This window comes from Micromonospora cremea (assembly GCF_900143515.1).
Classification (GTDB): domain Bacteria; phylum Actinomycetota; class Actinomycetes; order Mycobacteriales; family Micromonosporaceae; genus Micromonospora; species Micromonospora cremea.
This window is the reverse complement of the sequence record NZ_FSQT01000001.1, coordinates 1,978,997-2,001,918: the sequence shown is the minus strand read 5'-3', so window position 1 is coordinate 2,001,918 and position 22,922 is coordinate 1,978,997. Positions and strand designations below refer to the sequence as shown.

At 73.2% G+C, this 22,922-nt stretch carries 21 protein-coding genes; 7 read left to right on the top strand and 14 right to left on the bottom strand.

Going from position 1 to position 22,922, the window contains the following annotated elements; translation table 11 throughout:
- Position 1: 1 nt before the first annotated feature.
- From BUS84_RS09220 to BUS84_RS09205, 4 genes are read right to left on the bottom strand one after another with little or no spacing between them, the layout of a single operon-like run.
- Entirely contained in the window at positions 2-1,495 is a 1,494-nt protein-coding gene (locus BUS84_RS09220) for a mannitol dehydrogenase family protein (RefSeq protein ID WP_074310533.1), read from the bottom strand.
- Complete coding sequence (locus tag BUS84_RS09215) at positions 1,486-2,790, bottom strand: enolase C-terminal domain-like protein (protein WP_074310531.1); 1,305 nt, start codon at positions 2,788-2,790, stop codon at positions 1,486-1,488. The genes BUS84_RS09220 and BUS84_RS09215 overlap by 10 nt, the downstream gene beginning before the upstream one ends.
- On the bottom strand, positions 2,787-4,220 hold the full coding sequence (uxaC, locus tag BUS84_RS09210) for a glucuronate isomerase (RefSeq protein ID WP_074310529.1): 1,434 nt from the start codon (positions 4,218-4,220) through the stop codon (positions 2,787-2,789). The genes BUS84_RS09215 and uxaC overlap by 4 nt, the downstream gene beginning before the upstream one ends.
- A gap of 24 nt (positions 4,221-4,244) precedes the next feature.
- Entirely contained in the window at positions 4,245-5,573 is a 1,329-nt protein-coding gene (locus BUS84_RS09205) for a Gfo/Idh/MocA family protein (RefSeq protein WP_074310527.1), read from the bottom strand.
- A 238-nt stretch (positions 5,574-5,811) separates the two neighbouring features.
- Between BUS84_RS09205 and BUS84_RS09200 the strand changes: the two genes are divergently transcribed.
- Genes BUS84_RS09200 through BUS84_RS09175 form a run of 6 tightly spaced genes read left to right on the top strand, consistent with a single transcriptional unit; the run spans position 5,812 to position 11,802 of the window.
- Positions 5,812-6,942 (top strand): LacI family DNA-binding transcriptional regulator, encoded by a 1,131-nt coding sequence (locus BUS84_RS09200; RefSeq protein WP_074312372.1) that lies wholly within the window; start codon positions 5,812-5,814, stop codon positions 6,940-6,942.
- 19 nt (positions 6,943-6,961) lie between these two features.
- On the top strand, positions 6,962-8,311 hold the full coding sequence (locus BUS84_RS09195) for an ABC transporter substrate-binding protein (RefSeq protein ID WP_074310525.1): 1,350 nt from the start codon (positions 6,962-6,964) through the stop codon (positions 8,309-8,311).
- Between the two features lie 30 nt (positions 8,312-8,341).
- Positions 8,342-9,325, top strand: coding sequence for a carbohydrate ABC transporter permease (locus BUS84_RS09190; RefSeq protein WP_074310523.1), 984 nt, complete (start codon positions 8,342-8,344; stop codon positions 9,323-9,325).
- Positions 9,325-10,224: a carbohydrate ABC transporter permease gene (locus tag BUS84_RS09185; RefSeq protein WP_074310521.1), complete on the top strand. Its 900-nt coding sequence runs from the start codon at positions 9,325-9,327 to the stop codon at positions 10,222-10,224. The genes BUS84_RS09190 and BUS84_RS09185 overlap by 1 nt, the downstream gene beginning before the upstream one ends.
- Positions 10,208-10,837: a hypothetical protein gene (locus BUS84_RS09180; RefSeq protein WP_074310519.1), complete on the top strand. Its 630-nt coding sequence runs from the start codon at positions 10,208-10,210 to the stop codon at positions 10,835-10,837. Before BUS84_RS09185 ends, BUS84_RS09180 begins: the two co-directional genes overlap by 17 nt.
- A complete protein-coding gene (locus BUS84_RS09175) occupies positions 10,834-11,802 on the top strand; it encodes a DUF6807 domain-containing protein (RefSeq protein ID WP_084757299.1) in 969 nt (322 codons plus the stop codon). The genes BUS84_RS09180 and BUS84_RS09175 overlap by 4 nt, the downstream gene beginning before the upstream one ends.
- Positions 11,803-11,853: 51 nt before the next feature.
- Here BUS84_RS09175 and BUS84_RS09170 read toward each other — a convergent pair whose 3' ends face one another.
- From BUS84_RS09170 to BUS84_RS09150, 5 genes are read right to left on the bottom strand one after another with little or no spacing between them, the layout of a single operon-like run.
- Complete coding sequence (locus tag BUS84_RS09170; protein ID WP_074310517.1) at positions 11,854-12,630, bottom strand: hypothetical protein; 777 nt, start codon at positions 12,628-12,630, stop codon at positions 11,854-11,856.
- 20 nt (positions 12,631-12,650) lie between these two features.
- Positions 12,651-13,112 (bottom strand): hypothetical protein, encoded by a 462-nt coding sequence (locus tag BUS84_RS09165; RefSeq protein ID WP_074310515.1) that lies wholly within the window; start codon positions 13,110-13,112, stop codon positions 12,651-12,653.
- On the bottom strand, positions 13,109-14,041 hold the full coding sequence (locus BUS84_RS09160) for a carbohydrate-binding protein (protein WP_074310513.1): 933 nt from the start codon (positions 14,039-14,041) through the stop codon (positions 13,109-13,111). Before BUS84_RS09160 ends, BUS84_RS09165 begins: the two co-directional genes overlap by 4 nt.
- Positions 14,038-14,553, bottom strand: a complete 516-nt coding sequence (locus BUS84_RS09155; RefSeq protein WP_074310511.1) for a phage tail protein — start codon at positions 14,551-14,553, stop codon at positions 14,038-14,040. The genes BUS84_RS09160 and BUS84_RS09155 overlap by 4 nt, the downstream gene beginning before the upstream one ends.
- Positions 14,534-17,236, bottom strand: a complete 2,703-nt coding sequence (locus tag BUS84_RS09150; protein WP_074310509.1) for a putative baseplate assembly protein — start codon at positions 17,234-17,236, stop codon at positions 14,534-14,536. Before BUS84_RS09150 ends, BUS84_RS09155 begins: the two co-directional genes overlap by 20 nt.
- Positions 17,237-17,337: 101 nt before the next feature.
- Between BUS84_RS09150 and BUS84_RS09145 the strand changes: the two genes are divergently transcribed.
- On the top strand, positions 17,338-18,450 hold the full coding sequence (locus BUS84_RS09145) for an RNA-guided endonuclease InsQ/TnpB family protein (RefSeq protein WP_074310507.1): 1,113 nt from the start codon (positions 17,338-17,340) through the stop codon (positions 18,448-18,450).
- A gap of 119 nt (positions 18,451-18,569) precedes the next feature.
- Here the strand turns inward: BUS84_RS09145 and BUS84_RS09140 are convergent, their stop codons facing one another.
- Genes BUS84_RS09140 through BUS84_RS09120 form a run of 5 tightly spaced genes read right to left on the bottom strand, consistent with a single transcriptional unit; the run spans position 18,570 to position 22,198 of the window.
- A complete protein-coding gene (locus tag BUS84_RS09140) occupies positions 18,570-19,004 on the bottom strand; it encodes a GPW/gp25 family protein (protein ID WP_074310505.1) in 435 nt (144 codons plus the stop codon).
- Positions 19,001-19,339 (bottom strand): hypothetical protein, encoded by a 339-nt coding sequence (locus BUS84_RS09135; RefSeq protein WP_074310503.1) that lies wholly within the window; start codon positions 19,337-19,339, stop codon positions 19,001-19,003. Before BUS84_RS09135 ends, BUS84_RS09140 begins: the two co-directional genes overlap by 4 nt.
- Positions 19,339-20,934 (bottom strand): contractile injection system protein, VgrG/Pvc8 family, encoded by a 1,596-nt coding sequence (locus tag BUS84_RS09130; RefSeq protein WP_074310501.1) that lies wholly within the window; start codon positions 20,932-20,934, stop codon positions 19,339-19,341. Before BUS84_RS09130 ends, BUS84_RS09135 begins: the two co-directional genes overlap by 1 nt.
- The gene (locus BUS84_RS09125; RefSeq protein WP_074310499.1) at positions 20,931-21,884 is read right to left on the bottom strand and encodes a CIS tube protein; all 954 of its coding nucleotides are present in this window, start codon (positions 21,882-21,884) and stop codon (positions 20,931-20,933) included. Before BUS84_RS09125 ends, BUS84_RS09130 begins: the two co-directional genes overlap by 4 nt.
- A complete protein-coding gene (locus BUS84_RS09120; RefSeq protein ID WP_074310497.1) occupies positions 21,884-22,198 on the bottom strand; it encodes a hypothetical protein in 315 nt (104 codons plus the stop codon). Before BUS84_RS09120 ends, BUS84_RS09125 begins: the two co-directional genes overlap by 1 nt.
- Between the last annotated feature and the right edge of the window lie 724 nt (positions 22,199-22,922).

Here is a 22,922-nt window from a genome sequence, read left to right as displayed (position 1 = left end):
TTCACCGGGCACCGGCCAGTGTCGCCTCGACGCCGTGTCGCTCCAGCGCGGTCATCCAGGCGATCACGTCGGCGCGAACCTCCTCGTCCTCGGCCACCTCGACCGGAATCACCTCGCGCAGCGCGAAGACCGCGTCGACCGCGCCGGCCGGGTTCTGCGCGCCGGCGTCCAGCGCGGCCCGGATCGGCCCGGCGAGGGGATCCTGGAACGGTAGTGCCCGACCGTCGTCGGCGTGGCCCAGCGCGAACCGCAACCAGGCGGCCACCACCAGCGCCGCCCAGCGCGCGGATCGCCCGGCCGCGCGCAGGTCGGCGATGGTGTGCAGGACCCGCTGCGGCAGCTTCTGCGAGCCGTCCGTCGCCACCTGAAGGGTGCGGTGCCGGATCGCCGGGTTGCCGAACCGGGCCAGGACCTGCTCGCCGTAGTCGACCACCCGGACGCCGTCCGGCGGGGTGAAGCTGACCGCCACGTCCTCGGCGATCAGCCGGCGCAGCACGTCGGCCAGGTGCGGTATCTCCAACGCGTCGGCGACCGTCTCGCGACCGGCCAGCGCACCCAGGTACGCCACGGCCGAGTGCACGCCGTTGAGGGTGCGCAGCTTCAACCGCTCCCACGGGCCGGCGTCGCCGGTGAGCACCGCACCGGCGTGCTCCCAGCCCGGCCGGCCGCCCGGGAAGTCGTCCTCGATCACCCACTGCGCGTACGGCTCGGCGGCCACCGCGGCCAGGTCGGTCACGCCGAGCGCCCGCCGGGCCGCGTCGATCGTCTCCGGGGTGCTGGCCGGCACGATCCGGTCCACCATGGTGCCCGGGCAGGTGACATTGCCGGCCACCCAGTCGACCAGCCCGGTGGGCACCCCGGCGGCACGGCCGACCGCCTGGTCGACGAGGCCACGCAGCCGCCGGCCGTTCGCCGGGAGGTTGTCGCAGCTGACCAGCGCCACCGGCCCGGCGTCCGCGGCGGCCCGCGCGGCCAGCCCGCGCAGCAGCAGACCCGGCACGGTGGTCGGAGGACGGCCGCCGGCCAGGTCCGCGGCGAGCGCCGAGTCCGGGCACAACTGGCCGGTCACCGGGTCGAGTTGGTACGCCTTCTCCGTGACGGTCAGCGTCACCACCCGCACCGCCGGGTCGGCGAGCAGCGCCACCACGGCGTACGGGTCGCTGGGCGCGTGCCGTACCCCGCTCAGCGCGCCCACCACACGGGTGGCGCTGCCGGCGGCGGAGAGGGTGCTGACGCTGAACAGGTTGTCCTGCGCGGCGAGCGCCTCGACCAGGGCGGTGCTGCGCGGGGCGACCGCCACGATGCCCCAGTCGCCACCGGCCGCGCCGATCGCGGCCTCGGTGTAGACCGCCTGGTGCGCCCGGTGGAACGCGCCGAGCCCGAGGTGCACCACACCGGCCGGCACGGTGCCCGGCCGCACCAGCGGTCGGGCCGCGGCGGGCAGCCGGCGTAGCACGCCCAGGCCGAGCCGGGAGGCGCCGACGGTCACCGCCACACCGGGCCGTCCGGGAAGCGGAACTCGGCGATCGACTCCGGCTTCATGGTGGCGCTGTAGCCGGGCCGCTCGGGCAGCAGGTAGCGGCCACCACGGGTGCGTACCGGGTCGACGAAGTGCTCGTGCAGATGGTCGACGTACTCGATCATCCGCCCGTCCAGGCCGGTGCCCACCCGCAGGTAGTCGAAGATCGCCAGGTGCTGGACGTACTCGCAGAGGCCGACGCCGCCGGCGTGCGGGCAGACCGGCACCCCGAACTTCGCCGCCAGCAGCAGCTCCGCGAGCACCTCGTTGACCCCGCCGACCCGGCACGCGTCGATCTGCATCACGCCGATCGCCTCAGCCTGGAGCAGCTGCTTGAAGATCACCCGGTTGGCGGCCACCTCACCGGTGGCCACCCGGCACCGGCCATCGGTCAGCTCGCCGACCGCGCGGGCGATCCGGGCGTGGCCGAGGATGTCGTCGGCGTGCGTCGGCTCCTCGATCCAGTACGGGTCCACCTCGGCCAGCGCGGTCATCGCCGTGATCGCCTCGTCGACGTCCCACACCTGGTTGGCGTCCATCATCAGCAGCGCGTCGGGGCCGATCTCGGCCCGGATGATCCGGGCCCGGCGCAGGTCGTCGACGAGTGGGCCGCCGACCTTCATCTTCATCGCCCGCCAGCCGTCGTCGTACGCCCGCCGGGTCAGCGCCCGCACCTTGTCGTCCGGGTAGCCCAGCCAGCCGACCGATGTGGTGTACGAAGGAAAACCGTCGCGTTCCAGCGTGGCCAGACGGTCGGTGAGCCCGTCGCGTCCCTTGTTGAGGATCGCGGCGGCCTCGTCCGGGGTGAGCGCGTCGGTGATGTGCCGGAAGTCGACGCTGGCGACCAGCTCATCGGTGGGCAGCTCGGCGAGGAACCGCCACATCGGCTTGCCGGCCAGCGTGGCCCGCAGGTCCCACACCGCGTTGACCAGCGCGCCGGTCGCCATGTGGATGACGCCCTTCTCCGGGCCCAGCCAGCGCAGTTGCACATCAGCGCTGAGCGAACGCCAGAACGCCACTGGCTCGGCGACGATCTCCTCGACTGTCCGCCCCCGAACGTGGTGGGCCAGCGCGTGGACGGCCGCGCAGGTGATCTCGTTGCCCCGGCCGTTGGTGAAGGTGAAACCGGCGCCGGTCGGCCCGGCGTCGGTGCCCAGCTCCACGTAGGTCGCCGAGTAGTCGCCCCGGTTGATCGCGTCGGAGCCGTCGCCCCGCGCGGCGGTCGGGAACCGCACGTCGTGCACCTCGACGGAGGTGATGGTGACGCTCACTGGTTCTGCCCCCCGAAGTTGAAGACCTGCTTCGGCAGCCGGTACGCCAGGTCGACGATGGTCTCGGCCGCCTCGTCCATCGGCAGCCGGTGCTCGGCGACGAGCCGGGCCAGGAAGCCGGCGTCCACCCGGCGGGCCACGTCGTGGCGGACCGGGATGGAGCAGAACGCCCGGGTGTCGTCGACGAACCCGGTGGTGTTGTAGAACCCGGCGGTCTCGGTGACCGTCTCCCGGAACCGGCGCAGCACCTCGGGGGAGTCCAGGAACCACCAGGGTGCGCCGAGCAGCAGCGCGGCGTAGCCGCCGGCCAGAGGTGCCAGCTCGCGGGTGAAGGCGTCCTCGTCGAGGGTGTAGAGCACGACCCGCAGCCGGGGGTCGTTGCCGTAGCGCTCCAGCAGCGGGGCGAGCGCGTGCACGTACTCGGTGGCCTGCGGGACGTCCCCGCCGACGTCGCGACCGTGCCGGGCGTGCAGCCAGCGGTTGTGGTTGCGCACCGCTCCCGGATGCAGCTGCATGACCAGGCCGTCGTCGAGCGACATCCGGGCGAACTCCACCAGCATGTGCGCCCGGAACGCCTCCGCGTCGGCCGGGTCGGCCTCGCCGCGCCGGCCCCGGTCGTACAGCCGCGCGGCCTCCTGCGGTGCCAGGTCCAGGGTGCGCGCGGTGGGGTGGCCGTGGTCGGAGGAGGTCGCTCCGGCGGCGATGAACGCGACCCGGCGTGCCCGCAGCGCGGCCAGGTAGCCGTCGTACGTGCCGGTGTTCTCCCCGGCCAGCTCGCCCAACCGCTCGACGTTGGTCGACCAGCCCTCGAACTCCATGTCCACCACGTCGTCGGGCCGGAAAGTGGTGACCACCCGGCCGCCCGGCCCACCCCAGCCGTCGGCGGCGAGCTTGGCGTGCTGGCCGAGGTCGTCCAGCGGCGACTCGGTGGTGGCCAGCACCTCGATGCCGAACCGCTCGAACAGCGCTCGGGGCCGGAAGTCCGGCTCGGCGAGCCGGGCGGCCAGCTCGTCGTAGAGGGTGTCGGCGGTGGCCGGGCCGAGCGGGGTGTGCACCCCGAACACGGTGCGGAAGGTCTGCTCCAGCCACAGTCGCGACGGGGTGCCCCGAAACAGGTGCCAGTGCGCGGCGAAGCGCCGCCAGATGACCCGGCCGTCGGTCTCCACCGGGCTGCCGTCGCGGGTCGGCACGCCCAGGTCCGCCGGGGGTACGCCCTGGCTGAGCAGCATCCGGGTCAGGTAGTGGTCGGGCACGATGAGCAACTGCGCCGGGTCGGGAAACGGTCGGTCCTCGGCGAGCAGGGCCGGGTCGACGTGCCCGTGCGGCGAGATGATGGGTTGCTCCGCGGCCAGCGCGTACAGCTCCCGGGCCAGCGCGCGCTGGCCGGGCTCGGGCGGCAGGAGCAGGTCGGTGTTGTCGAACGTGGGCACGGGGATGGGCTCCTCGTCGGTGGGTCAGCGGGTGGTGAGCAGGTCGGCGACCCGGACCGGTTGACCGGTCTCGAAGGACCGGTTCGCGGCCAGGCCGGTGAGCAGGGCCAGGGCGCCGTCGTCGGCGGTCGCGGCGCGGTCCAGTGGGTCGGGGTGGCCACCGAAGAGCACCCCGGTCATCCGGGCGTCCGCGCCACCGTGCCCGTGCCGGGTGCGGCCCTCGACGGGGATCTGCCGGGGCGGCGCCCAGAACGGGCGCAGGGTGAGCGTCGCGCCACCGCCCTCGGCCGGCGCCTCGGTGCCGTGCAGCGCGGCGCCCTTGACCGCGCCGGCGGTGCCCCGGTCGACGAAGTCATTCTCGGTGACCTCCAGCTCCAGCCGGCCCCGGCTGCCGTTGACCATCACCCGGTAGCCCTCCCAGGGGGCGTACGCGGTGAGGTGGTAGGTCATCGTGGCGCCGGTGGAGTAGCGGGCGAGCACCGCCATGTCGTCCTCGATGCTCACCCCGGCGGCGAACACGTTGCGGTCGCGCTGGTAGCCGTCCTCGGCCTCGGCGTCGAGGTACAGCTCGCGCAGCCGAGGGTGCGCGTCCAGCCGCAGCGCGAACGGGTCGTCCGCGGCGGCGGGGGAGCCGTGCGCCCGGTCGTAGTCGCGGGCGTAGCCGTGCCGGCGGCCGGTGTCACCGTAGAAGAACAGGCGCCCGGCGGCGTACACCTCGACCGGGGTGGCGTCCAGCCACCAGTTGACCAGGTCGAAGTGGTGGCTGGCCTTGTGCACCATCAGCCCGCCGGAGACGGCCTTGTCCCGGTGCCAGCGGCGGAAGTAGTCGGCGCCGTGCCGCACGTCGAGCAGCCACTCGAAGTGCACCGAGCCGATCTCGCCCACCGCGCCGTCGGCGAGCAGCCGGCGGACCTGTTCGTGCAGCGGGTTGTAGCGGTAGTTGAAGGCGACCGTCACCCGGCCGCCGGTCTCCGCCACGGCGTCCAGGATCCGCCGGCAGCGCGGCGCGTCCACGGTCATCGGCTTCTCGGTGAGGACCTCGCGCCCGGCGCGCAGCGCGGCCACCACGTACTCGTCATGGGTGACGTCCACGCTGGTGACCAGGACGACGTCGACCCGCTCCTTGTCCAGCATGGCCCCGAAGTCGCCGGCCGCGTAGGTCGGCACCGGGTGGTGGCCCAGCTCGGTGAGCCAGCGGTTGTGTGCGTCCATCCGGGCCTGATTGACGTCGGTGAAGGCGACCAGCTCGGTGGTGTCGGCGTGGTCGAGCACCAGGGCCCGGACGAACATCTCCGCCCGCGCTCCGGTGCCCACGACGGCGTGCCGGACCCGACCGTCGGCTCTGGGTGACATGAGGTCGCCTCCCCGGTGATCCTGCAAAGGTTTGCAGTGAAGTAATCACGCTCGATTCGATCGCGTCAACGAGGGCGGCACAATCGGCGGTAAATGTCAGTGTTTGCGGGCCTGGAAGTCGCCAATAGGAGTTCTGGCGCAACAGAACCGTAATCAGGCGTCGTTGACAGTGGAGCAACCGTTTGCATTAATTGGCCACACCCACGTGACCGCCGCCACATCGGACGAAGGGGCCGCCGTGCCAGTCACCATCCGGGACGTCGCCCGCGCCTCCGGGGTGCACATCTCCACCGTGTCCCGCACCTTCTCCGCCCCGCACCTGGTCAACCCGGAGACCCGGGTCCGGGTGCTGGCCTGCGCGGAGGATCTGGGCTACCGGCCGAACCGGGCCGCCCGGGCCCTGATCACCGGGCGGACGCACAACATCGGGCTGATCATCGCGGACATCGCGAACCCGTTCTTCCCGCCGCTGATCAAGGCGGCGGAGAGTCAGGCCCGGCACCGCGACTACCACGTCTTCGTGGCCGACACCAATGAGGACCCGACCGCCGAGGAGGAGCTGGTCCACGCCCTGGCCAAGCAGGTGGACGGGGTGCTGCTGTGCAGCCCGCGGATGAGCAACAGCCTGATCGAGCAGCTCAGCCGCGAGGTGCCGCTGGTGGTGGTGAACCGCCAGGTCACCGGCCTGCCCTGTGTGCTGATGGATGTCGGGCAGGGCGCCAGGGCGGCGATCGACCACCTGATCGGCCTGGGCCACACCCGCATCGCGCTGCTCGGCGGCCCACGCAGCTCGTGGACCAACCGGGAGATGCGCCGGGCCGCCGCTACGGCCGCCCGGGCCGGCGGCGCGGAGCTGACCCTGCTCGGCCCGAACGCGCCCACCGAGACCGGTGGGTCCGCGGTCGCCGAGCAGGTGCGGCGCAGCGGCGTCTCCGCCGTGCTGGCCTACAACGACCTGATGGCGATCGGCCTCATCGAGGGGCTGGACGCGCTCGGGGTCCGGGTGCCGCAGGAGGTGAGCGTCGTCGGGGTCGACGACATCGCCCTGAGCCGGCTCACCCGCCCCAAACTGACGACGGTGGCCACACCCACCGCGGCCGCCGGCCGGACGGCCGTCGACATGCTGCTGCAACAGGACACCGAGTCACCGCGCGGTACGCGGGGGCTCGGTGCCGGCACGGCGATCGGCGTCCGTCGTACCACCGCACAGGTAATGCTCCAGACCGACCTGGTCATCCGCGACTCGACCGGCCCGGGCCCGCGGGCCCGACCGGCACGTCCCCTGGCCGCGCCGCTGAGCCCGGACCCGCATTGCCCTGCGGGCCCGGGCATCCCGACCACGGCCACCGGTGACGCCGTCGCCTCCTAATGCCGAGGAGTGAGCGCACATGCACCCCGCAACGCCCCCCACCGCCAGCGCGCCCGTCGGGCGCACCCACCGTACCCCCCTGCCCAGGCGGCGGCTGCTGCGCGGCGTGCTCGCCGCGGCGGTCGCCGCGCCGCTGCTGTTCGGCGCCGCGGCCTGCGGCGGAGACGATGACACCGCCACCGATCCGAACGCTCCGGTCAAGCTCTCCATTTTCTGGTGGGGCGGTGACGCCCGAGCCAAGCTCGCCGAGGACGCCTTGGCGCTGTACACCAAGAAGCACCCGAACGTGACGTTCGAGAAGACCTGGCAGGCCAACCAGGGCTACTTCGACAAGCTGGCGACGCTCACCGCCGGTGGCAACCCGCCCGACCTGTTCCAGATCGACGACAACTACCTGGCCGAGTACGCGGCCCGCAGCACCACGCTCGACCTGACCTCCTACCAGGAGTCCGGCAAGGTGGACACTTCCAAGTTCCCCAAGAGCCTCTGGCAGTACGGCGTGGTCGACGGCAAGCTCGCCGGCCTGGCCGCCGGGGAGAACACCCAGGGCCTGGTCTACAACAAGACGCTGCTGGCCAAGCACAACCTGCCCGAGCCGACCACCGGGATGACCTGGGAGCAGCACATCGCCTGGGCCGAGCAGGTGACCAAGAAGACCGGCGTGCCCGGCACGCAGGACCCGAGCGCCGACTACAAGGCGTTCTGGGTGTGGCTGCGCCAGCAGGGCAAGGACCTCTACAAGGCCAAGGAGTTGGGCTTCACCGCCGAGGACGTGACCAGGTGGTTCGACCTGTGGAAGGGTGCCCGCGACCGCAAGGCCACCCCGACCGCCGACGTCATCCACGAGGGCAACTCCAGTGACGTCACCAAGCAACTGGTGGTCACCGGCAAGTCGGCGACCTCCTGGGTCTGGGCCAACCAGATGCCGGACCTGAAGAAGAACACCAAGGACGAGCTGGGCGTGATCGCCTACCCCGGTGACCCCAGCGCGCAGTGGGCCCGGGCCTCGATGTACTGGTCGGTGTTCAAGGGCAGCAAGAACAAGGACGTCGCGGTCGACGTGATCAACTTCCTGAACAACGACCAGGAGGCGGTCAAGCTGCTCGGCACCGACCGTGGCCTGCCGTCCAACCTGGACCTGCGGCGGGCGGTCAGCGACGACACCACTGACCCGGCCATGAAGCAGTCGATCGCCGTCGAGGCGGAGCTGACCCAGAAGTTCGGCGAGTCGCCGCAGGTGCCGATCAAGGGGCACAGCAAGGTCAAGTCCGAGCTGATCAAGGCCGCGGAGAACGCCCAGTACGGCCGGGCCACCACCGCCGAGGCCGCCACCCAGTTCGTCGAGGCGTGCAAGGCCGCCATCGCCTGACCGCCCACCAGGCGAGGAGAGGAGCTGTTCGTGGCGTTGACCACGGCACCCGACCCCACCCGACCTGATCCCGGCTCCGTCCGGGTCCGCGCCGACCGGCGCGGGCCCGGACGCGTCCGGCACAGCGAAGGTCTGGCGGGGTACGTCTTCCTGTCGCCGTGGCTCATCGGCCTGATGGGTGTCACGGCGATCCCCATGCTGCTGTCGCTCTACCTGAGCTTCACCAACTACGACATCCTCACCCCATTCTCCGAGGCGCAGTGGGTGGGGCTGGCCAACTACGAGCGGATGTTCACCGCCGACCCGTCGTACTGGCATTCGGTGCGGGTCACCCTCACCTTCGCGCTGATCGCCGTACCCCTGAAACTCGCTGCGGCGCTCGGCGTGGCGCTGCTGCTCAACCGCGCCTGGCGTGGGGTCGGCCTGTTCCGCGGGCTGTTCTACCTGCCGTCGCTGCTCGGCGGCAGCGTCGCCCTAGCCATCGTCTGGGTCAACATGTTCAACCGCGACGGCGCGTTCAACTCGCTGCTCAGCCTCGTCGGCATCCAGGGCAAGCCCTGGGTCAACGACCCGGACTGGGCCCTGGAGACGCTGATGGTGCTGGCGATCTGGCAGTTCGGCGCGCCGATGGTGATCTTCCTGGCCGGGCTGAAGCAGGTGCCCACCGAGCTGTACGAGGCCGCCTCGGTCGACGGGGCCGGCCGGTTCCGGCAGTTCCGCAACGTCACCCTGCCGATGCTCTCCCCGGTGATCTTCTTCAACCTGGTGCTGGAGACGATCAACGGGTTCCAGGGCTTCACCGCCGCGTTCGTGCTCAGCAACGGCACCGGCGGCCCGGTCGACTCCACCCTCATGTACACGCTGAACCTCTACATCACCGGCTTCACCGACCTCGAGATGGGCTACGCCTCGGCGATGGCCTGGGTCTTCCTGCTCGCCATCGCGGTGATCACCGCGATCTTCTTCAGCACCGGGCGGTTCTGGGTGCACTACTCCGACGGGGAGGACCGGTGATGGTGGCGGTGACCCCGACGGCCGGCGTACCGACCGGACCGGCGCCCGTCGTCCGACGGCGCCCCGGCGGACGACCGGTGCTGCGACTGCTGATCCTGGTGGCGATCGTCGCCGTGGTGCTCTACCCGCTGATCTGGATGGTGGGCACGTCGGTGAAGTCCCAGGAGGAAATCGTCAACAACGTCGGGCTGCTGCCGGAGCGGTTCACCCCGGGCAACTACACCGCCGGGTGGTCCAACTTCGACGTCAGCTTCGGCCGGTTCTTCCTCAACAGCGCGATGGTCAGCCTGCTCACCGTCGTCGGCAACGGGCTGTCCTGCCTGCTGGCCGCGTACGCCTTCGCCCGGCTGCGGTTCCGGCTGCGGGGCATGTGGTTCGCCGTCATGATCGGCACGCTGCTGCTGCCCCAACACGTGCTGATCGTGCCGCAGTACATCCTGTTCCGGACCCTCGGGCTCGTCGGTGGGGACTGGCCGTACCTGCCGCTGCTCATCCCGCAGTTCCTGGCCACCGAGGCGTTCTTCGTCTTCCTCATGGTGCAGTTCATGCGGGGCGTCCCGCGCGAGCTGGACGAGGCGGCCCGGATCGACGGCGCCGGCCCGTTCGGCATCTTCCGGCACATCATCCTGCCGCTGAGCCGCCCCGCGTTGGTCACCACCGCGATCTTCTCGTTCATCTGGACCTGGAACGACTTCTTCCGCCAGTTGGTTTTCCTATCTCAACTGGAGGACTACACGGTGCCGGTCGCGCTGACCCTGTTCATCGACTCGACCAGCCAGAGCGCGGTCGGGCCGATGTTCGCCATGTCGGTGCTGTCGCTGCTACCGGTCTTCCTGTTCTTCGTCGCGTTCCAGCGGATGCTCGTCGAGGGGATCAACACCAGTGGCATCAAGGGCTGAGCCGGCGGACACCGGCGGACGGCGGGACTGGCGCGACGTCGTCCGGGACGCCGCCGACCTGGCGCTGGTCGGCATCCTGCTGGTGCTGGCGGCGGCGCCGCTGCTGACCGCCGCCGCGGCGGCGGGCACGGCCAGCGCGGCGGTGCACGACTGGACGCGTACCGGCAGTTGGCCACCGGCGCGGGCGAGCCTGCGCCGGTTCCGCCGGTCGGTGCTGCCCGGGGTACCGGTCAGCCTGCTCGCGCTCGCCGTGGCCGGGCTGCTCGCCGCCGACCTGGCGGCGCTGGCCACCGGCCGGGTTCCGGGCGGCCCGCCGGCGCGGCTGGTGACCGCGCTGGTCGCGGCCGGCCTGGCGGGGTACGCCGGGTTGGTCGTCGTCGAGGTGGGCGGCAACGGGGGCGGGCGGTGGCGGGCCGCGGCCCGGTCCGCCGCCCGCGCCTGCCTCGATGCGCCCACCCGCTGGGCCGCGCTCACCGGGGTGACCGCAATGGCCGGTCTGCTCGCCGTCCTGGTCACCCCGGCCGCGGTGCCGATCCTCGCCGGCTACACCGTGGCCGCCCTGCACGCCGTCGCCCACCGCCGGTCGGTTGCCGCCCATCCGGAGCTGCCGTGACCACCGAGCCTCCGTCCCGCGCCACCGGATCCGGCCCGGCCACCGCGACCGAGGAGCCGGCGCGGCTGCTGGTCGGCGGTACGGAGGTGGCCCGGTACGTGCTCGACCCGGCGCTGGACGTACGGCACGGGCCCCGGCCCTACCTGCATCCCGTGCGCACCCTCGGCGGCACGGTCGTCACCGACGCGCTGCCCGCCGACCACGTGTGGCACCTCGGCGCCTCCCTCGCGGTGCAGGACGTCAACGGCGTCAACTTCTGGGGCGGGCGCACCTACGTGCGCGATGTCGGCTACACGTGGCGCGACGACCACGGCGTCATCGCGCACACCGGCTGGTCGGAGCGGGCCGCCGACCATCTGGCCCACCGGCTCGAGTGGCGCGACCCGCACAAAGCGGTGCTGCTCACCGAGCGTCGCCGGCTCGCCGCCGTTCCGCTGACCGCCGACCTGCCGCTAACCGGGGACGGGCCACTGACCGGGGACGGGCCGCTGACTGCCGACGGGCCGGGCGGCGGCGTGTCGGCCTGGCGGCTGGAGGTGGACTACACGCTGAGTGCCCCGCCCGGGCAGGACGTGCGGCTGGGCAGTCCGGCCACCAACGGCCGCCCCGACGGGGCCGGCTACGGCGGGTTCTTCTGGCGAGCGGTCTCGGCCGACCCGGCGTCGGTGTTCAGCGCCTCGGCGACGGGGGAGGAGGCGGTCAACGGCTCCGCCGAGCCGTGGGTCGCGCTGTGCGGCACCGGGCCGGACGGCCGGGCGTACACCCTGGTCTTCACAGGCCTCGGCGACGGCGACCGGTGGTTCGTGCGGACCGCGATGTACCCGGGCGTGGGCGTGGCGTTCGCGTTCGAGCGGCCGGTCACGATCGCGGCCGGCACCGACCGGCGCGGCCGGCACCGCGTGGTGATCGCCGACGGCACACTGGACCGCGCCACCGCCGCGGCCCTCGCCTCACCCGCTTGTTGACCATGAAGTTGTCGCCGCGACACGCCGAGAGCGGCGGCAACAACTTCATGATCACCGGGGCTCGCGGCCACCGGCGCGGGCGGGCAGCGCGGCGGTCACCCGGACCGCTTTGACGATCGCCGGGATCGAACCGATCAGCAGCACCAGTCCCCAGATGATGGCGACCACCGCGAAGACCAGCGCCGCCACGTCGTCCACGATGCTGACCAGGATCACCGGCACCAGGTTGTGCAGGAACTCCAGCACGACCGTGCACAGCAGGGTGGTGAGGATCAGCAGCACGAGGCCCTTGTTCTGCAGGAAGCGCGGCTGGGCCAGCACCAGCAGCCCGGCCCAGACCAGCTTGAGCAGCAGCACCAACCCCAGCAGCACCGCCGCCTCGCCGACCGGAAAGAACCCCCACAGGGCCAGGTAGGCGAGCGTGCCGAACGGCGCGGCCAGAAACAGCGACACCATGATCATCAGTTCCACGAACGCGATGACCAGCGCGACCAGCCCGACGATGATCAGGACGATCGAGAAGATCAGGCTGGCGACACCCTGCACCCGGCCCTGGACCCGTTCGGGCAGCAGCAGACCCAGGCAGAAGAGCCCGGTGCTCCAGACCGCCACCGCGTCGATCAACGCCAGGTAGCCGGTGCCCCGGCCGGACGGCTCGCTGACCCCGGACACGTCGTCGAGCTCCACGTCCAACGCGCCGGCGCTGTCCGCCAGCGCCGCGCCGGCGTCGGCACCGCCGAGCAGCAGCCCGGCGCCCAGCTCCACCCCGATCGCCAGGACGATGGCGAGCATCGCCAGCAGCAGGAACGGCTTGCGCAGGTCACCCACGGCGGCACCTTCCTCTCGGGTCAGGACGTGGCCACGGTGACCGTGCAGCCACCCAGGCCGGGGCAGATGACGGCCACCTCGGTGGACTGGTCGACGGCGACCTTCGCCACCGCGCCGGTGCCGTCCGACGCCGGCTCGACCTCGTCGCGGATCGTGAGGTCCGCGTCGCCCGGCGCCGGCGCGACGACGGTGAACGGCCGCGCGCTGCGCAGCACCAGGGTGCGCAGCCCGCCCGGGTCGGCGACCCGCAGCACGCAACTGCCCGAGAAGACCAGCCGGCCGGTCTGCTCGGCGCAGTCGGCGCTGACCGCGGCCGGGTCCACCGCGGAACGCTCGCCGCCCAGCGCGCCCAGCCGCTCGACCAGCCCGTGCCGGGCCGCCGGGTCACCCCGGTCGTCCCGGCCCGTGCCGACCGCGACCACGAACAGCGCCACCAGAAGGACGGCGACCAGCCCCAGCAGAGCCTTCTGGCGGCCGCTCATCGCGCGGCGGCCGGCGGCGCGACCTCGGTGAACCGAATCTCGTCGACGCCCGCGAAGTAGCGGTTGGTGCCCTGCGTCTTGCCCACCACCACCAGGGTCACGCGGTGCGGGCCCTTGGTCAGCCGGATGGTGCCGACGTCCAGGAACTCCGTCTTCTGCACCGTCGGCGTGAAGCCGAGGAACGCCCCGCCCACCTGGGTGCCGTCGATGGCGAAGACGGTGTTGGCGTAGTCGAACGAGGTGGTGCGCACCGCCGCGAAGCGCCACGTGCCGTCCGCCGGGATCTGCACTGTCACGGTGACCTGGTCGCCGATGGCCAGCCCCTGGAAGAACAGCTGCTTGTCCTCTGACCAGGTCACCCCGCAGCAGTTCGGTTGCGCCACCACGACCGCCCGGCTTCCCTGCGGCGACTCCACCACCGCCGCGTCCACCAGGCTCTCCGCCTCGACGGTGACCACCCGTGGCTCGCTGGGGGCGGGCTCCCCGCCGCCGCGAGTCAGCAGCACCACCCCCACGGTCACCACCACCAGCACCAGCGCCGCCGCGGCGGCTATCCACGGCCACGGGGTACGCCGGGGCGGGACGACCGCCCGCACCTCGTACGTGACCCGGCCGCTGGAGCGGGAACTCTCCTCCGGCGCGGTGTTCGCCGAGTACGCGAACCCGGTCATGTCGTAGCGCCGGGGCGGGGTGCCCGCCGGGACGGCGAGCTTGACCAGGAACGAGACCGAGCCCTGCCCGGGCACCACCCGCTGCGGCTCGGTCACCGTGAACCAGGCCCGCTGGGAGCCGTCGCCGGGCGCAACGTCGAACACCACCGTGTCCGGCGCGTTGCCCGGGTTGGAGACGGTGAAGGTCAGCTCGCCGCTGTTGCGCGGGTCGAGGGTGAACTGTTCGGCGGCGGCGACGACCGCCCACTCGGTGGTCATGACGACTCCTCTGCGACGACGATCTCGACGGTGGTCGAGGCGGGCTTCTCCGCCTCGACGATGCGGGTGATGACGGCGAGCTGGTCGGCGGCGGCCGCCGGCACCCGCACCACGACGTGAAACGGCTGGTCCGCTGGTTCGTCGATCGCGAAACCGCGCAGCCCGGTGGCCAGCTCGAGGGCCCTGCACATGCCGTACGGGGTGCCGCGCCAACGGGCCAGCAGCGCGCCGTTGGCCACCAGGTCCCGCAGCCGGCCCACCGGCAGCGGCAGCGGCGCGTCCGGGCGGGGCGAGGCCACCACGTGGTCCATCGCCACCCAGCGGGTCAGCCGCACGACCAGCCCGTCCGGTGCCCGGTACGCGTCGAACAGGGCGTCCACCTCGACGAGGATCGCTTCGTCCGGGGCGTGCAGCCCCTCCATCACCTCCAGCAGCGCCCACAGGACGCTGCCCGGCACGCAGGCCCGCTGGTACGCGGCGGGCAGCAGCCGCTCAATCGCCGAGCGTCGCATCCTGCCGCACCACCTCGATGTCGTGCTCGCCGGAGCAGAGCAGCCAGGTGTCGGGGACGGTCACCACGTCGGCGGTGGCCTGGTTGGCGCTGGCGGTCCAGTCCACCGCGCCGGCGCTGCGGTACACGCCGCGCTCGCCGCCGGCCAGGATCAGCCGCTCCGCCGTCCGGCTGTCGGCGCCGGTCGTTCCGCTGCCGGCGGCGTGGCCGCTCACCGCGATGGCGTCGACCGGTACGAACCGGGTCCGGTCGCGCAGCGGCAACCCGCAGTTGACCATCACCGGTTGCCACTGCGGTTGGGCGGCCAGGGTGTCCAGCCGCAGCACGCCGCCGCTCTGCGTGGCCGCCACCGCCAGCGGGCCGGCGAACGCGAGATCCCGGCAGGTGCCGCCGATCCAGCCGCCCTGCACCGACTGCCACTGCACGTCGGACTCGAACAGCCGGGTGCGGTGGCAGCCCTGGCCCGGCTTCTTCGGGTCCGGTTCGCCGGCGCCGCTCCACAGCAGCGTGGCCGGGCCGTCGTACTGCACCGCCAGCACCCGGTTATCCACGTTGGACAGACCGACGTGGGCGAAGCTGCCCGGTCGACCGCCAGCCGTCGACAGGTACACCCCGAAACCGGCCTGCGCGGCCACCGCCACGCCCGGCGCGCCCCGCTCGGAGACGAAGGCGCGGACCGCGTAGAACCCCCGGTCGGCGTCGGACGGGTCGACCAGGATCTGCAACGGCACCGCGCCGGGCAGCAGCGACACCTCGTACAGGCCGGTGTCGGTGGCCACCAGCAGCGCGCCCGCGCCGTCGCGATCCAGCCAGGCCACGTCGGAGATCCGCGAGTCCAGGTCGGTCAGCAGTGACCACGTCTCGCCGAGGTCGGTGCTCAGGTGCACCCGGGAGCCGCCGGAGGCACGCAGGGTCACCACGGCCACCGAGCCGGGACGCGGCACGATGCCCGGGCGCGCCGGCGCCGGGGCGGGCGCCACCCGCAGCACCGTCTCGTCGTCGAAGCGGCCGGTCGGCTCCCAACCCGCGCCCGCGTTGCTGGAGCGGAACAGCACCGGGCCCCGCCCGGCGTACCAGGTGCGCGGCTGGTACTGGTCGACGGCGAGGGCGCGTACCTCGGCGTCGGGCGCCTCGTCGACCACGAACCGCACCGACTCGACGTAGCGCACGCCCGGCTCGGCGTGCTCCAGCAGCCGGTACACGTTGGACGCCCGCAGCGGCTCGCCGAACGGCCAGCCGGTCGGGTTGAGCGCGGTGGGCAGCGGGCTCAGCGTCTGGTGCAGCCGGTCGTGGATCCGCCGGCGGACCGCGTCCACGTCCTCCTCCCGCCGGACCACCACCCGGGCCCGCACCGAGACCGCCTTGAACCGGGCCCAGGTCGCCCGGGACCGGATACCGACCATCCGCCGCTGTTCCAGGTCGCTCTCCACCCGGCGCCGAGCCTCGGGCACCTCGTGCTCGCGCAGCACCGCCACCGGCAGCCGGCCACCCGGCCGGGCCTCCGCCGGCACGTACGGCACCAGCACCACCTCGACCTCGCCCGGCCGGGCGAAGCTGTACACCGCGGCGCGGGTGAACGCCCGGGCCCGGGCCACCGCGCCGGAGCTGGTGGCCAGCACCTCGAAGTCGCGGGCGGTGACCGCACGCTGCTGGGCGAAGAACTCGTACGGGCCGCGCAGCAGCACCGACTCCAGCGCCTCCATCTCCCGGCCGCCGGCCGCTGGTCCGGGGTTGTCGACGCGTACCCCGGGCAGTGGGTCGCGCAGGCTGGTCAGCGTGCCGGCGGCCACGTTGCCGGTCGGCCCGCCGCCGGCCCGGTACCAGAGCCGGATCTGCCGCCCGGCCGACGGGACCGCCGCCACGGTCACCGGCGACCGCGCCGGGCCACCGAGTGTGGCCGGAGGATCGGCGGGCGCGGCCGGTTCGGCCGGCGCGGGCTCGCCGGGGTGGGCCGGCCCGGCGGGCGGCCGCAGGTCCAGGGCGGGGGCGAAGGTGACCGTTCCCGAGCAGCGGTCGACCAGGTACACCTTGGCCTGCGGTCCGACCCCGGCGAAGCTGTCCACCGGCCGCCAGATCTCGAACGTGCGGCCGTCGTGCTCGCGCGCCGCCGCGCCCAACTCCACGGTGCCGGCCGGCACCTCCACCCCGAGCAGCAGGTCCAGCGGCTCGGCGGTGTGCGCGAGCGGGGCCCGGGCCGCTCGCAGCACCTGGCCCGGCTGACCGGTGCCGGTGCCGAGCAGCTCCGCCTCGACCGGCTCGCAGTGGTGCATCCGCACGGTCATCGAGGTCTCTCCGGCGGGCAGCAGCGCCGGCTCGGTGGTGACGAACACGACCGGTCGCGGGTCGGCGCCGCGAGCCGCCGCGACCCGCAGGCCGGCCGGGATCCGCACCGCGCCCCGGTCGGTGCCGCTGCGGGTGAACCGGACGTCCGCCCAGGCCGCGGTGGACGCGTGCCGGGCCACCCCGAGCAGGTTCAGGAAGGAGACGTACGCCTTCTCCGGCAACTGGTTCAGCCGGTAGATCATCACCTCGGTGAGGTGCGCGAACGCCTCCACCAGCGCCATGCCCGGGTCGTGCGCCGACAGGTCGGTCCAGGCCGGACAGGACTGGCGGATCCGCTCGCGGGCCTCGGTGACCAGATCGAGGAACGCGCGGTCGTCCAGGTGCGGCACGGGCAGCGTCATCGCGATCGCGGCGTGGACACCTTCGCCTTCAGGCGGAGGAGGAAACGCCGCTCCCTCCCCTCAAGAGCAGATTCAGATAGGTAAAAGCTAGAATGTGAAGCATGGGTAAGGTGGTGAAGCGGGCATACAAGTACCGCTGCTATCCGACCCCTGAGCAGGCCGGTCAGCTCAACCGCACCTTCGGGTGCGTGCGCAAGGTCTACAACCTCGCCTTGGACGCCCGCACCCGGGCGTGGGCCGTCGACCGGCAACGCAGCACCTATGTGCAGTCCTCGGCGTGGCTGACCGAGTGGAAGCGCACCGAGGAGCTGGCGTTCCTTAACGAGGTCAGCTCGGTGCCCTTGCAGCAGACGCTGCGGCACCTGCAAGCCGGGTTCGCCGCGTTCTGGGACAAGCGCTCGCGTTACCCGCGTTTCAAGGCCAAGCGCAAGTCCCGGGCGTCGGCGGAATACACCCGCTCGGCGTTCCGCTGGCGCGACGGCCAGCTCACCCTGGCCAAGATGGACGCGCCGCTGACCGTCGTGTGGTCCCGGCCCCTGCCCTCGGGCGCGCAACCGTCCACGGTCACAGTGTCCCGCGACGCGGCCGGCCGATGGTTCGTGTCCCTGCTGGTAGACGACCCCACCGTCGAGCCCCTTCCTCCGCTCAGCACTGCGGTGGGGATGGACGCGGGCATCACCAGTCTGCTCACCCTGTCCACCGGGGAGAAGATCACCAACCCGCGTCATGAGCGCGCTGACCGGCGCAAGTTGGCCAAGGCGCAACGCGACCTGTCCCGCAAGGGCAAGGACTCCGCGAATCGGGCCAAGGCCCGCCTTGTGGTGGCCCGGATTCATGCCCGCATCGCCGACCGGCGGCGGGATCACCTGCACAAGCTGTCGACTCGACTCGTCCGCGAGAACCAAACGGTCGTGATCGAAGACCTCAGCGTGCGCAACATGCTGCGCAACCACTCGCTGGCCCGCGCCATCTCCGACGCGGCGTGGACGCAACTGCGCAGCATGATCGAGTACAAGGCCGCCTGGTACGGGCGGACCGTGATCGCCGTCGACCGCTGGCATCCGAGCACGAAGACCTGCTCGGCGTGCGGTCGGATCAACACCGCCATGACCCTCGGCGTTCGCGCCTGGACGTGCCCCGGCTGTGATGCCGTGCACGACCGTGACGTCAACGCCGCTAGGAACATCCTCGCCGCCGGGCTGGCGGAGAGGTAAAACGCCTGTGGAGGGACGGTAAGACCCGACCCGCGCAAGCGGCGAAGGCGCGGCCCGGTGAAGCAGGAACCCCCTCGGGCGACCGAGGGAATCCCCGCCCTTCACGGCGGTGGAGGATGTCAAGACGGTCCTCCCGGTGCCGGTTCGTCGATCGGGAGCAGGTCCACGGAGAAGACCAGCTGCCCGGGGGCCAGGCTGGCGCGCACCCGGTAGTCCAGCCGGATCACCAGCCGCCACGCGTCGTCCGGATCCGGCCCGGCGTCCACGTCGATCACCTCGACCCGGGGCTCCCAGCGGGCGATCGCCTGGCGCACGTAGTGGATGGCCAGCCCGGCGGTGGTGTCGTCGTTGGGCGCGAAGATCAGCCGGTGCAGCCGGGAGCCGTACCCGGGTCGCATCAGCCGCTCGCCCGGCGTGGTCGACAACAGCAGGAACAGCGCCTGGCGTACGGTCTCGTCGCCTTCGGTCATGGCCAGGCCACCGGCCGCGGTGAGCGCCAGGCCGCCGCTGCGCCCGGCATCGAAGCCGGCGCCGACGAAGCGGAACGCCCTCACCGGTCCGCCCCCAGGAACCGCTGGCGCGGGTCGCGCACCGTGTGATGGACCACGTTGGGCGGCGTCCCGTTGGTGAACCCCTCCAGGTGGGACAGCACCACCCGCTGCCCGTCGACCCGCAGCCAGTCGCTGTAGCCGACGCGCAGGCTCTCGGTCGTCGTGCACGGCTTGATGGTCGGGCCGTAGTTCGGGCAGGCGATGATCTTCCGTCCCTCCGGGTCGTCGTCCACCAGCACCGGCACGCCGGTGACGGTCACCCACCGCTGCGAGGGCCGGTTCTCGACCCGGCCGTCGTGGTCGCAGGTGATCACCGAGTCGCGGTGGATCCAGCGCATCAGCCGCCTCCTTCGTGGTGTGCGCGGGCGAGCGCACGGGCCCGCTCCGCCGCGGTGGTCGGGTCCTCGGTCGCCTCGGCGTGCAGGAAGTCCACGCTGCGGGCGCGAACCACCATGGCCCGGCCGGGCGCGGAGATCACCAGGTCGGTCGCCGCGTGCAGGGTGGCCAGGTCGGGGGTGAGCTCCAGCCAGCTGCCGCCCTCGGTGGCCAGCCGCAGGCTGCGCTGCACGTCGTCGACGACGATCGACTGCCCTCCGGCGGTCCGCAGCGTCCAACGGCGGGCCCGGCCGTCGTCGATGCCCGCGTCGTACGGCTCGACGGCCCCGAACAGCGAGCCGAGCACGATGCCGGAGGCCGGCTCGCCGCCGGGCAGCACCACCAGCACGGTGTCGTCCGGGTCGGGGAGTGCCACCAGCCCCTTGCCGCGCCCGGCACCGGGACAGAGCACGCCGAGCCACCCGGCGTCCAGGTCCCCGTACGCCGGCAGGGTCAGCCGGACCCGGCCCAGCCCGTCCGGGTCGGCGACGTCGGTGACCGTCCCGAGCGTGACCACCGCCCCGGTGGTCGACGCGGTGGGCGGCGCGGCCGGTGGCACGGTGGAGAACCGGGTCAGGTGCCCGTTGCCGTCCACGGTGTGCACCACCTCGGTCAGCACGTACGCCCCGGCGACCGGGTCGGGCACGCCGGTCAGGTCGATCCGCCGGCCGGGGCGCAGCGCCGGGTCGCCCTCGGCCACCCCCTCGGCGGTGACCAGCGCGGCGGCGCGGGTGTCCAGCCGGGCCTGGGCCAACGCGGCCAGCTCGTCGTCGCTGCGGCCGGGCTGGTCGACGGCGGTGCGTACCCCGTCGGCGCCCACGTCCGCCGGGTCCGGCCGGTCACCGGCCGGCCGGCCGCAGCGCGCCTCGTCGGCCTGCTGGCTGATCGGTTCGGCCCGCTGTGGATGCCAGCCCAGCGCCGCGCTTGCGCCGCTGGCCTGGTCCAGGTTGGTCGCCAGCCGCAGGGTGTGCACGCCCGCGCCGAGGGCCAACGCGACCGGTTCCCCGTACCCGGCGAGGGTGATTAGCCGGACCCCGTCGCCGTCGGTGGCCAGGTGCAGCCCGGCGCGGCCGGTCATCTCGCGCAGCAGCTCCAGATCGCTGTGCCGGTGCTGGAGCAGCCGCTCCAGCCGCGGCCCGTCGGTCTCCGCCGTCACCGTCAGCCCGACCTCGCCGCACAGGTCCCGGGCCAGCTCGGCGGCGGTCACCGAGGTGAACACCCGCAGCCCCTGTCGCTTGCGCAGCCGGTGCAGCGCGTCGTACGCCCGCAGGCGCAGCACCGCCGCGCCGTCGGCGCCGTACTCGACCTCCACGCAGGTGACCTCCCCGGTGAAAAGCGCGTCGGGGTGATCGGCGAGCCGTACGTCGAGTGCCGTGCCGGGGCGTACCGCGGGGTCGAACGCGCCGCTCCCAGCGGTGGTGGCGAGCACCAGCTCGGCCTGGGTGGGCTGGTCGAGCCGGGCGGCCACCCGCAGCGAGCGGATCCGCTGGCGGGCCGCGCCGGCCAGCTCGACGCCGTCGAGCAGGACGGTCAGCGCCCGGGGCGCGACGCTGGTCACGGCGCGCCGCCCAGACCGGTGCCGCCCGGGCTCGTGCCGGCGGGGTTGGTGCTGGCCGGGCTGGCGCCGGTCGGTGCCGGGCCGGTCGTCGTTCCGGTCGCTCCCCAGGCCGCGGGCGCGGTGGCGATCGAGGTGCCCACGAAGGACGCGCCGGCACCCACCGCACCGGCCACCGCCCTCGCCATCCCGACCACCGCATCCGTCAACGCGGACGCGCCCGCGCTACCGCCGGCCGGGCCGCCGGGCGGCGGGACGGCCAGCGTGGTGCCGGCCGGCACGGCCAGCGGATCGGTGACCCGGTTGTGCTCAGCCAGCAGCCGCCAGCGCAGCGGTGAGCCGAGCGCGTCGTTGGCCAGCAGATCGAAGCGCACCCCGGAGCGACCGGGCTCGGCGGCGCCGTCACCGGCGGCGACCACCGCGCTGCCCGGAGCGGCGGTCGGGGTGCTCGCCGCGGCCAACTCCTCGGCGAAGCCGGCCTCCGCCTGATCGGCCGTCTCGGCGGCCCGGACCAGCTTCAGCCGCAGCCAGGAGCGGCGCGGCGAACCGGTGCCGGTGAACGCGTCGAACCGTTCGGCCACCGCGATGATGACGCCGGGCACGTTCCAGGTCTTGCCCCAGACCAGCCGGACCAGCGGCGGACGCAGCCACCCGTGCTCGGCGGTGGAGTTCTCCGCCAGCATCCACAACGGACGGGTGAGGACCCGTACGTCACCCGGACGAACCTGCGCCTCCACGAAATCGACGTCGAAGAGCAGGTCGAGCACCAGCTCGGTCCGGCCGCCGCCGGTGAAGACCAGCGGGTCGTCGGCCAGCCCGGACCCGGTGAGCTGCCCACCGGCGGCCGCCCGATGGCGTACCCCGGCCAGCCGGGTCACCTGCACGGTCTCCGGGTTGAGCAGGCAGTCCACCCGTTCGCCGGAGGAGTCGATGAGGAAGGCGACGCGTTCCATCAGTCACCCGCCTGTTCCCGTTCCAGCCGGCCCAGATCAGTCGCGTCCAGCGCCGCATCGGGCACCGTCCACAGCAGGCGGTCGTCCGGCAGCGCCGGCCACAGATCGCCGGTCACCGCCAACCACCCTCCGCCGAACGGGCCGCGCCCCGACCCACCCGTCCACGCCGCGCCGATGACCGCTCCGCCGGTGACCGCCTCCGCCCCGCCGGGCCGGTGCCCGGGCCACGCCGGCTCGTCGGGCAGTGCCGGCCAGGGTCCGCTGCCGGCGGCGCGGGCCACGTCGAGCGGGCCACCACCCGTCGCGGGCCCCATCGGGCCCGTGGGCCCCGCTCGCTTTTCGGCCTCGCCCGGGTGCGGCCCGCGCGGCGCGTCTCCAGTCGCCGCCGAAGCCACGCCCGGCCGCCCCGCTCGACCACCGCCCGTCCCGAGCCCGCCTCGACCGACCTCGGACCCATCGCTGCCCGTCTCAAAGCCGCTCGTTCCCGCCGGGTGCCTGCTACCGCCCGCCGTGGACCGGTCGCTGCCCCATTCATCCGGCCCGCGCTCGGATCCGACAGCAGATCGTGGTGGGAAAGTGCCCCTGGAGCGGCCGAAACCGTCCACGACGCGGCCCGGCCCGCGGGGGTCGCGCGCGGCGGTGGAGGGCGAGGCCGCTGCGGGGTGCTCGGATCCGTGCGAAGGGCCGGTGCCGGCGGGCGGATGCGGTGGGCCGGGGACGGCAGGACGGATCATCGGCCGGAATGGCGCAACGTGTTCCCCCGCCTGTCCGGATCGCGGCGGCCGGTCCCCGCCCATCCCGGCAACGACGTCGGAGGCAGCCCATTGCGCCGGTCCGCCGAGCCCCGAGCTCGAACCCGATCCCGCCGATGGACCCGATCCCGCCAACGCAGTCGACCCTGCCGGCGCACCCGGCCCGGGCGGCGAAGCGAACCCACGGCGGAAGCGCGGTCGGGCTGGCCTCGTGCCGTCGGCCGCCAGGCCATCCGGCGCCCCGAACTCCATCCCCACGCCAAACATGCCCGTGGTGCCGGGAGCG

Coding starts and splice junctions, on each gene's coding strand:
- BUS84_RS09205 (WP_074310527.1), bottom strand. CDS start 5,573: ATGTCACCCAGAGCCGACGGTCGGGTCCGGCACGCCGTCGTGGGCACC.
- BUS84_RS09135 (WP_074310503.1), bottom strand. CDS start 19,339: ATGCGCTGGATCCACCGCGACTCGGTGATCACCTGCGACCACGACGGC.
- BUS84_RS09145 (WP_074310507.1), top strand. CDS start 17,338: ATGGGTAAGGTGGTGAAGCGGGCATACAAGTACCGCTGCTATCCGACC.
- BUS84_RS09155 (WP_074310511.1), bottom strand. CDS start 14,553: ATGCGACGCTCGGCGATTGAGCGGCTGCTGCCCGCCGCGTACCAGCGG.
- BUS84_RS09120 (WP_074310497.1), bottom strand. CDS start 22,198: ATGGGGCCCGCGACGGGTGGTGGCCCGCTCGACGTGGCCCGCGCCGCC.
- BUS84_RS09160 (WP_074310513.1), bottom strand. CDS start 14,041: ATGACCACCGAGTGGGCGGTCGTCGCCGCCGCCGAACAGTTCACCCTC.
- BUS84_RS09195 (WP_074310525.1), top strand. CDS start 6,962: ATGCACCCCGCAACGCCCCCCACCGCCAGCGCGCCCGTCGGGCGCACC.
- BUS84_RS09125 (WP_074310499.1), bottom strand. CDS start 21,884: ATGGAACGCGTCGCCTTCCTCATCGACTCCTCCGGCGAACGGGTGGAC.
- BUS84_RS09165 (WP_074310515.1), bottom strand. CDS start 13,112: ATGAGCGGCCGCCAGAAGGCTCTGCTGGGGCTGGTCGCCGTCCTTCTG.
- BUS84_RS09185 (WP_074310521.1), top strand. CDS start 9,325: ATGGTGGCGGTGACCCCGACGGCCGGCGTACCGACCGGACCGGCGCCC.
- BUS84_RS09150 (WP_074310509.1), bottom strand. CDS start 17,236: ATGACGCTGCCCGTGCCGCACCTGGACGACCGCGCGTTCCTCGATCTG.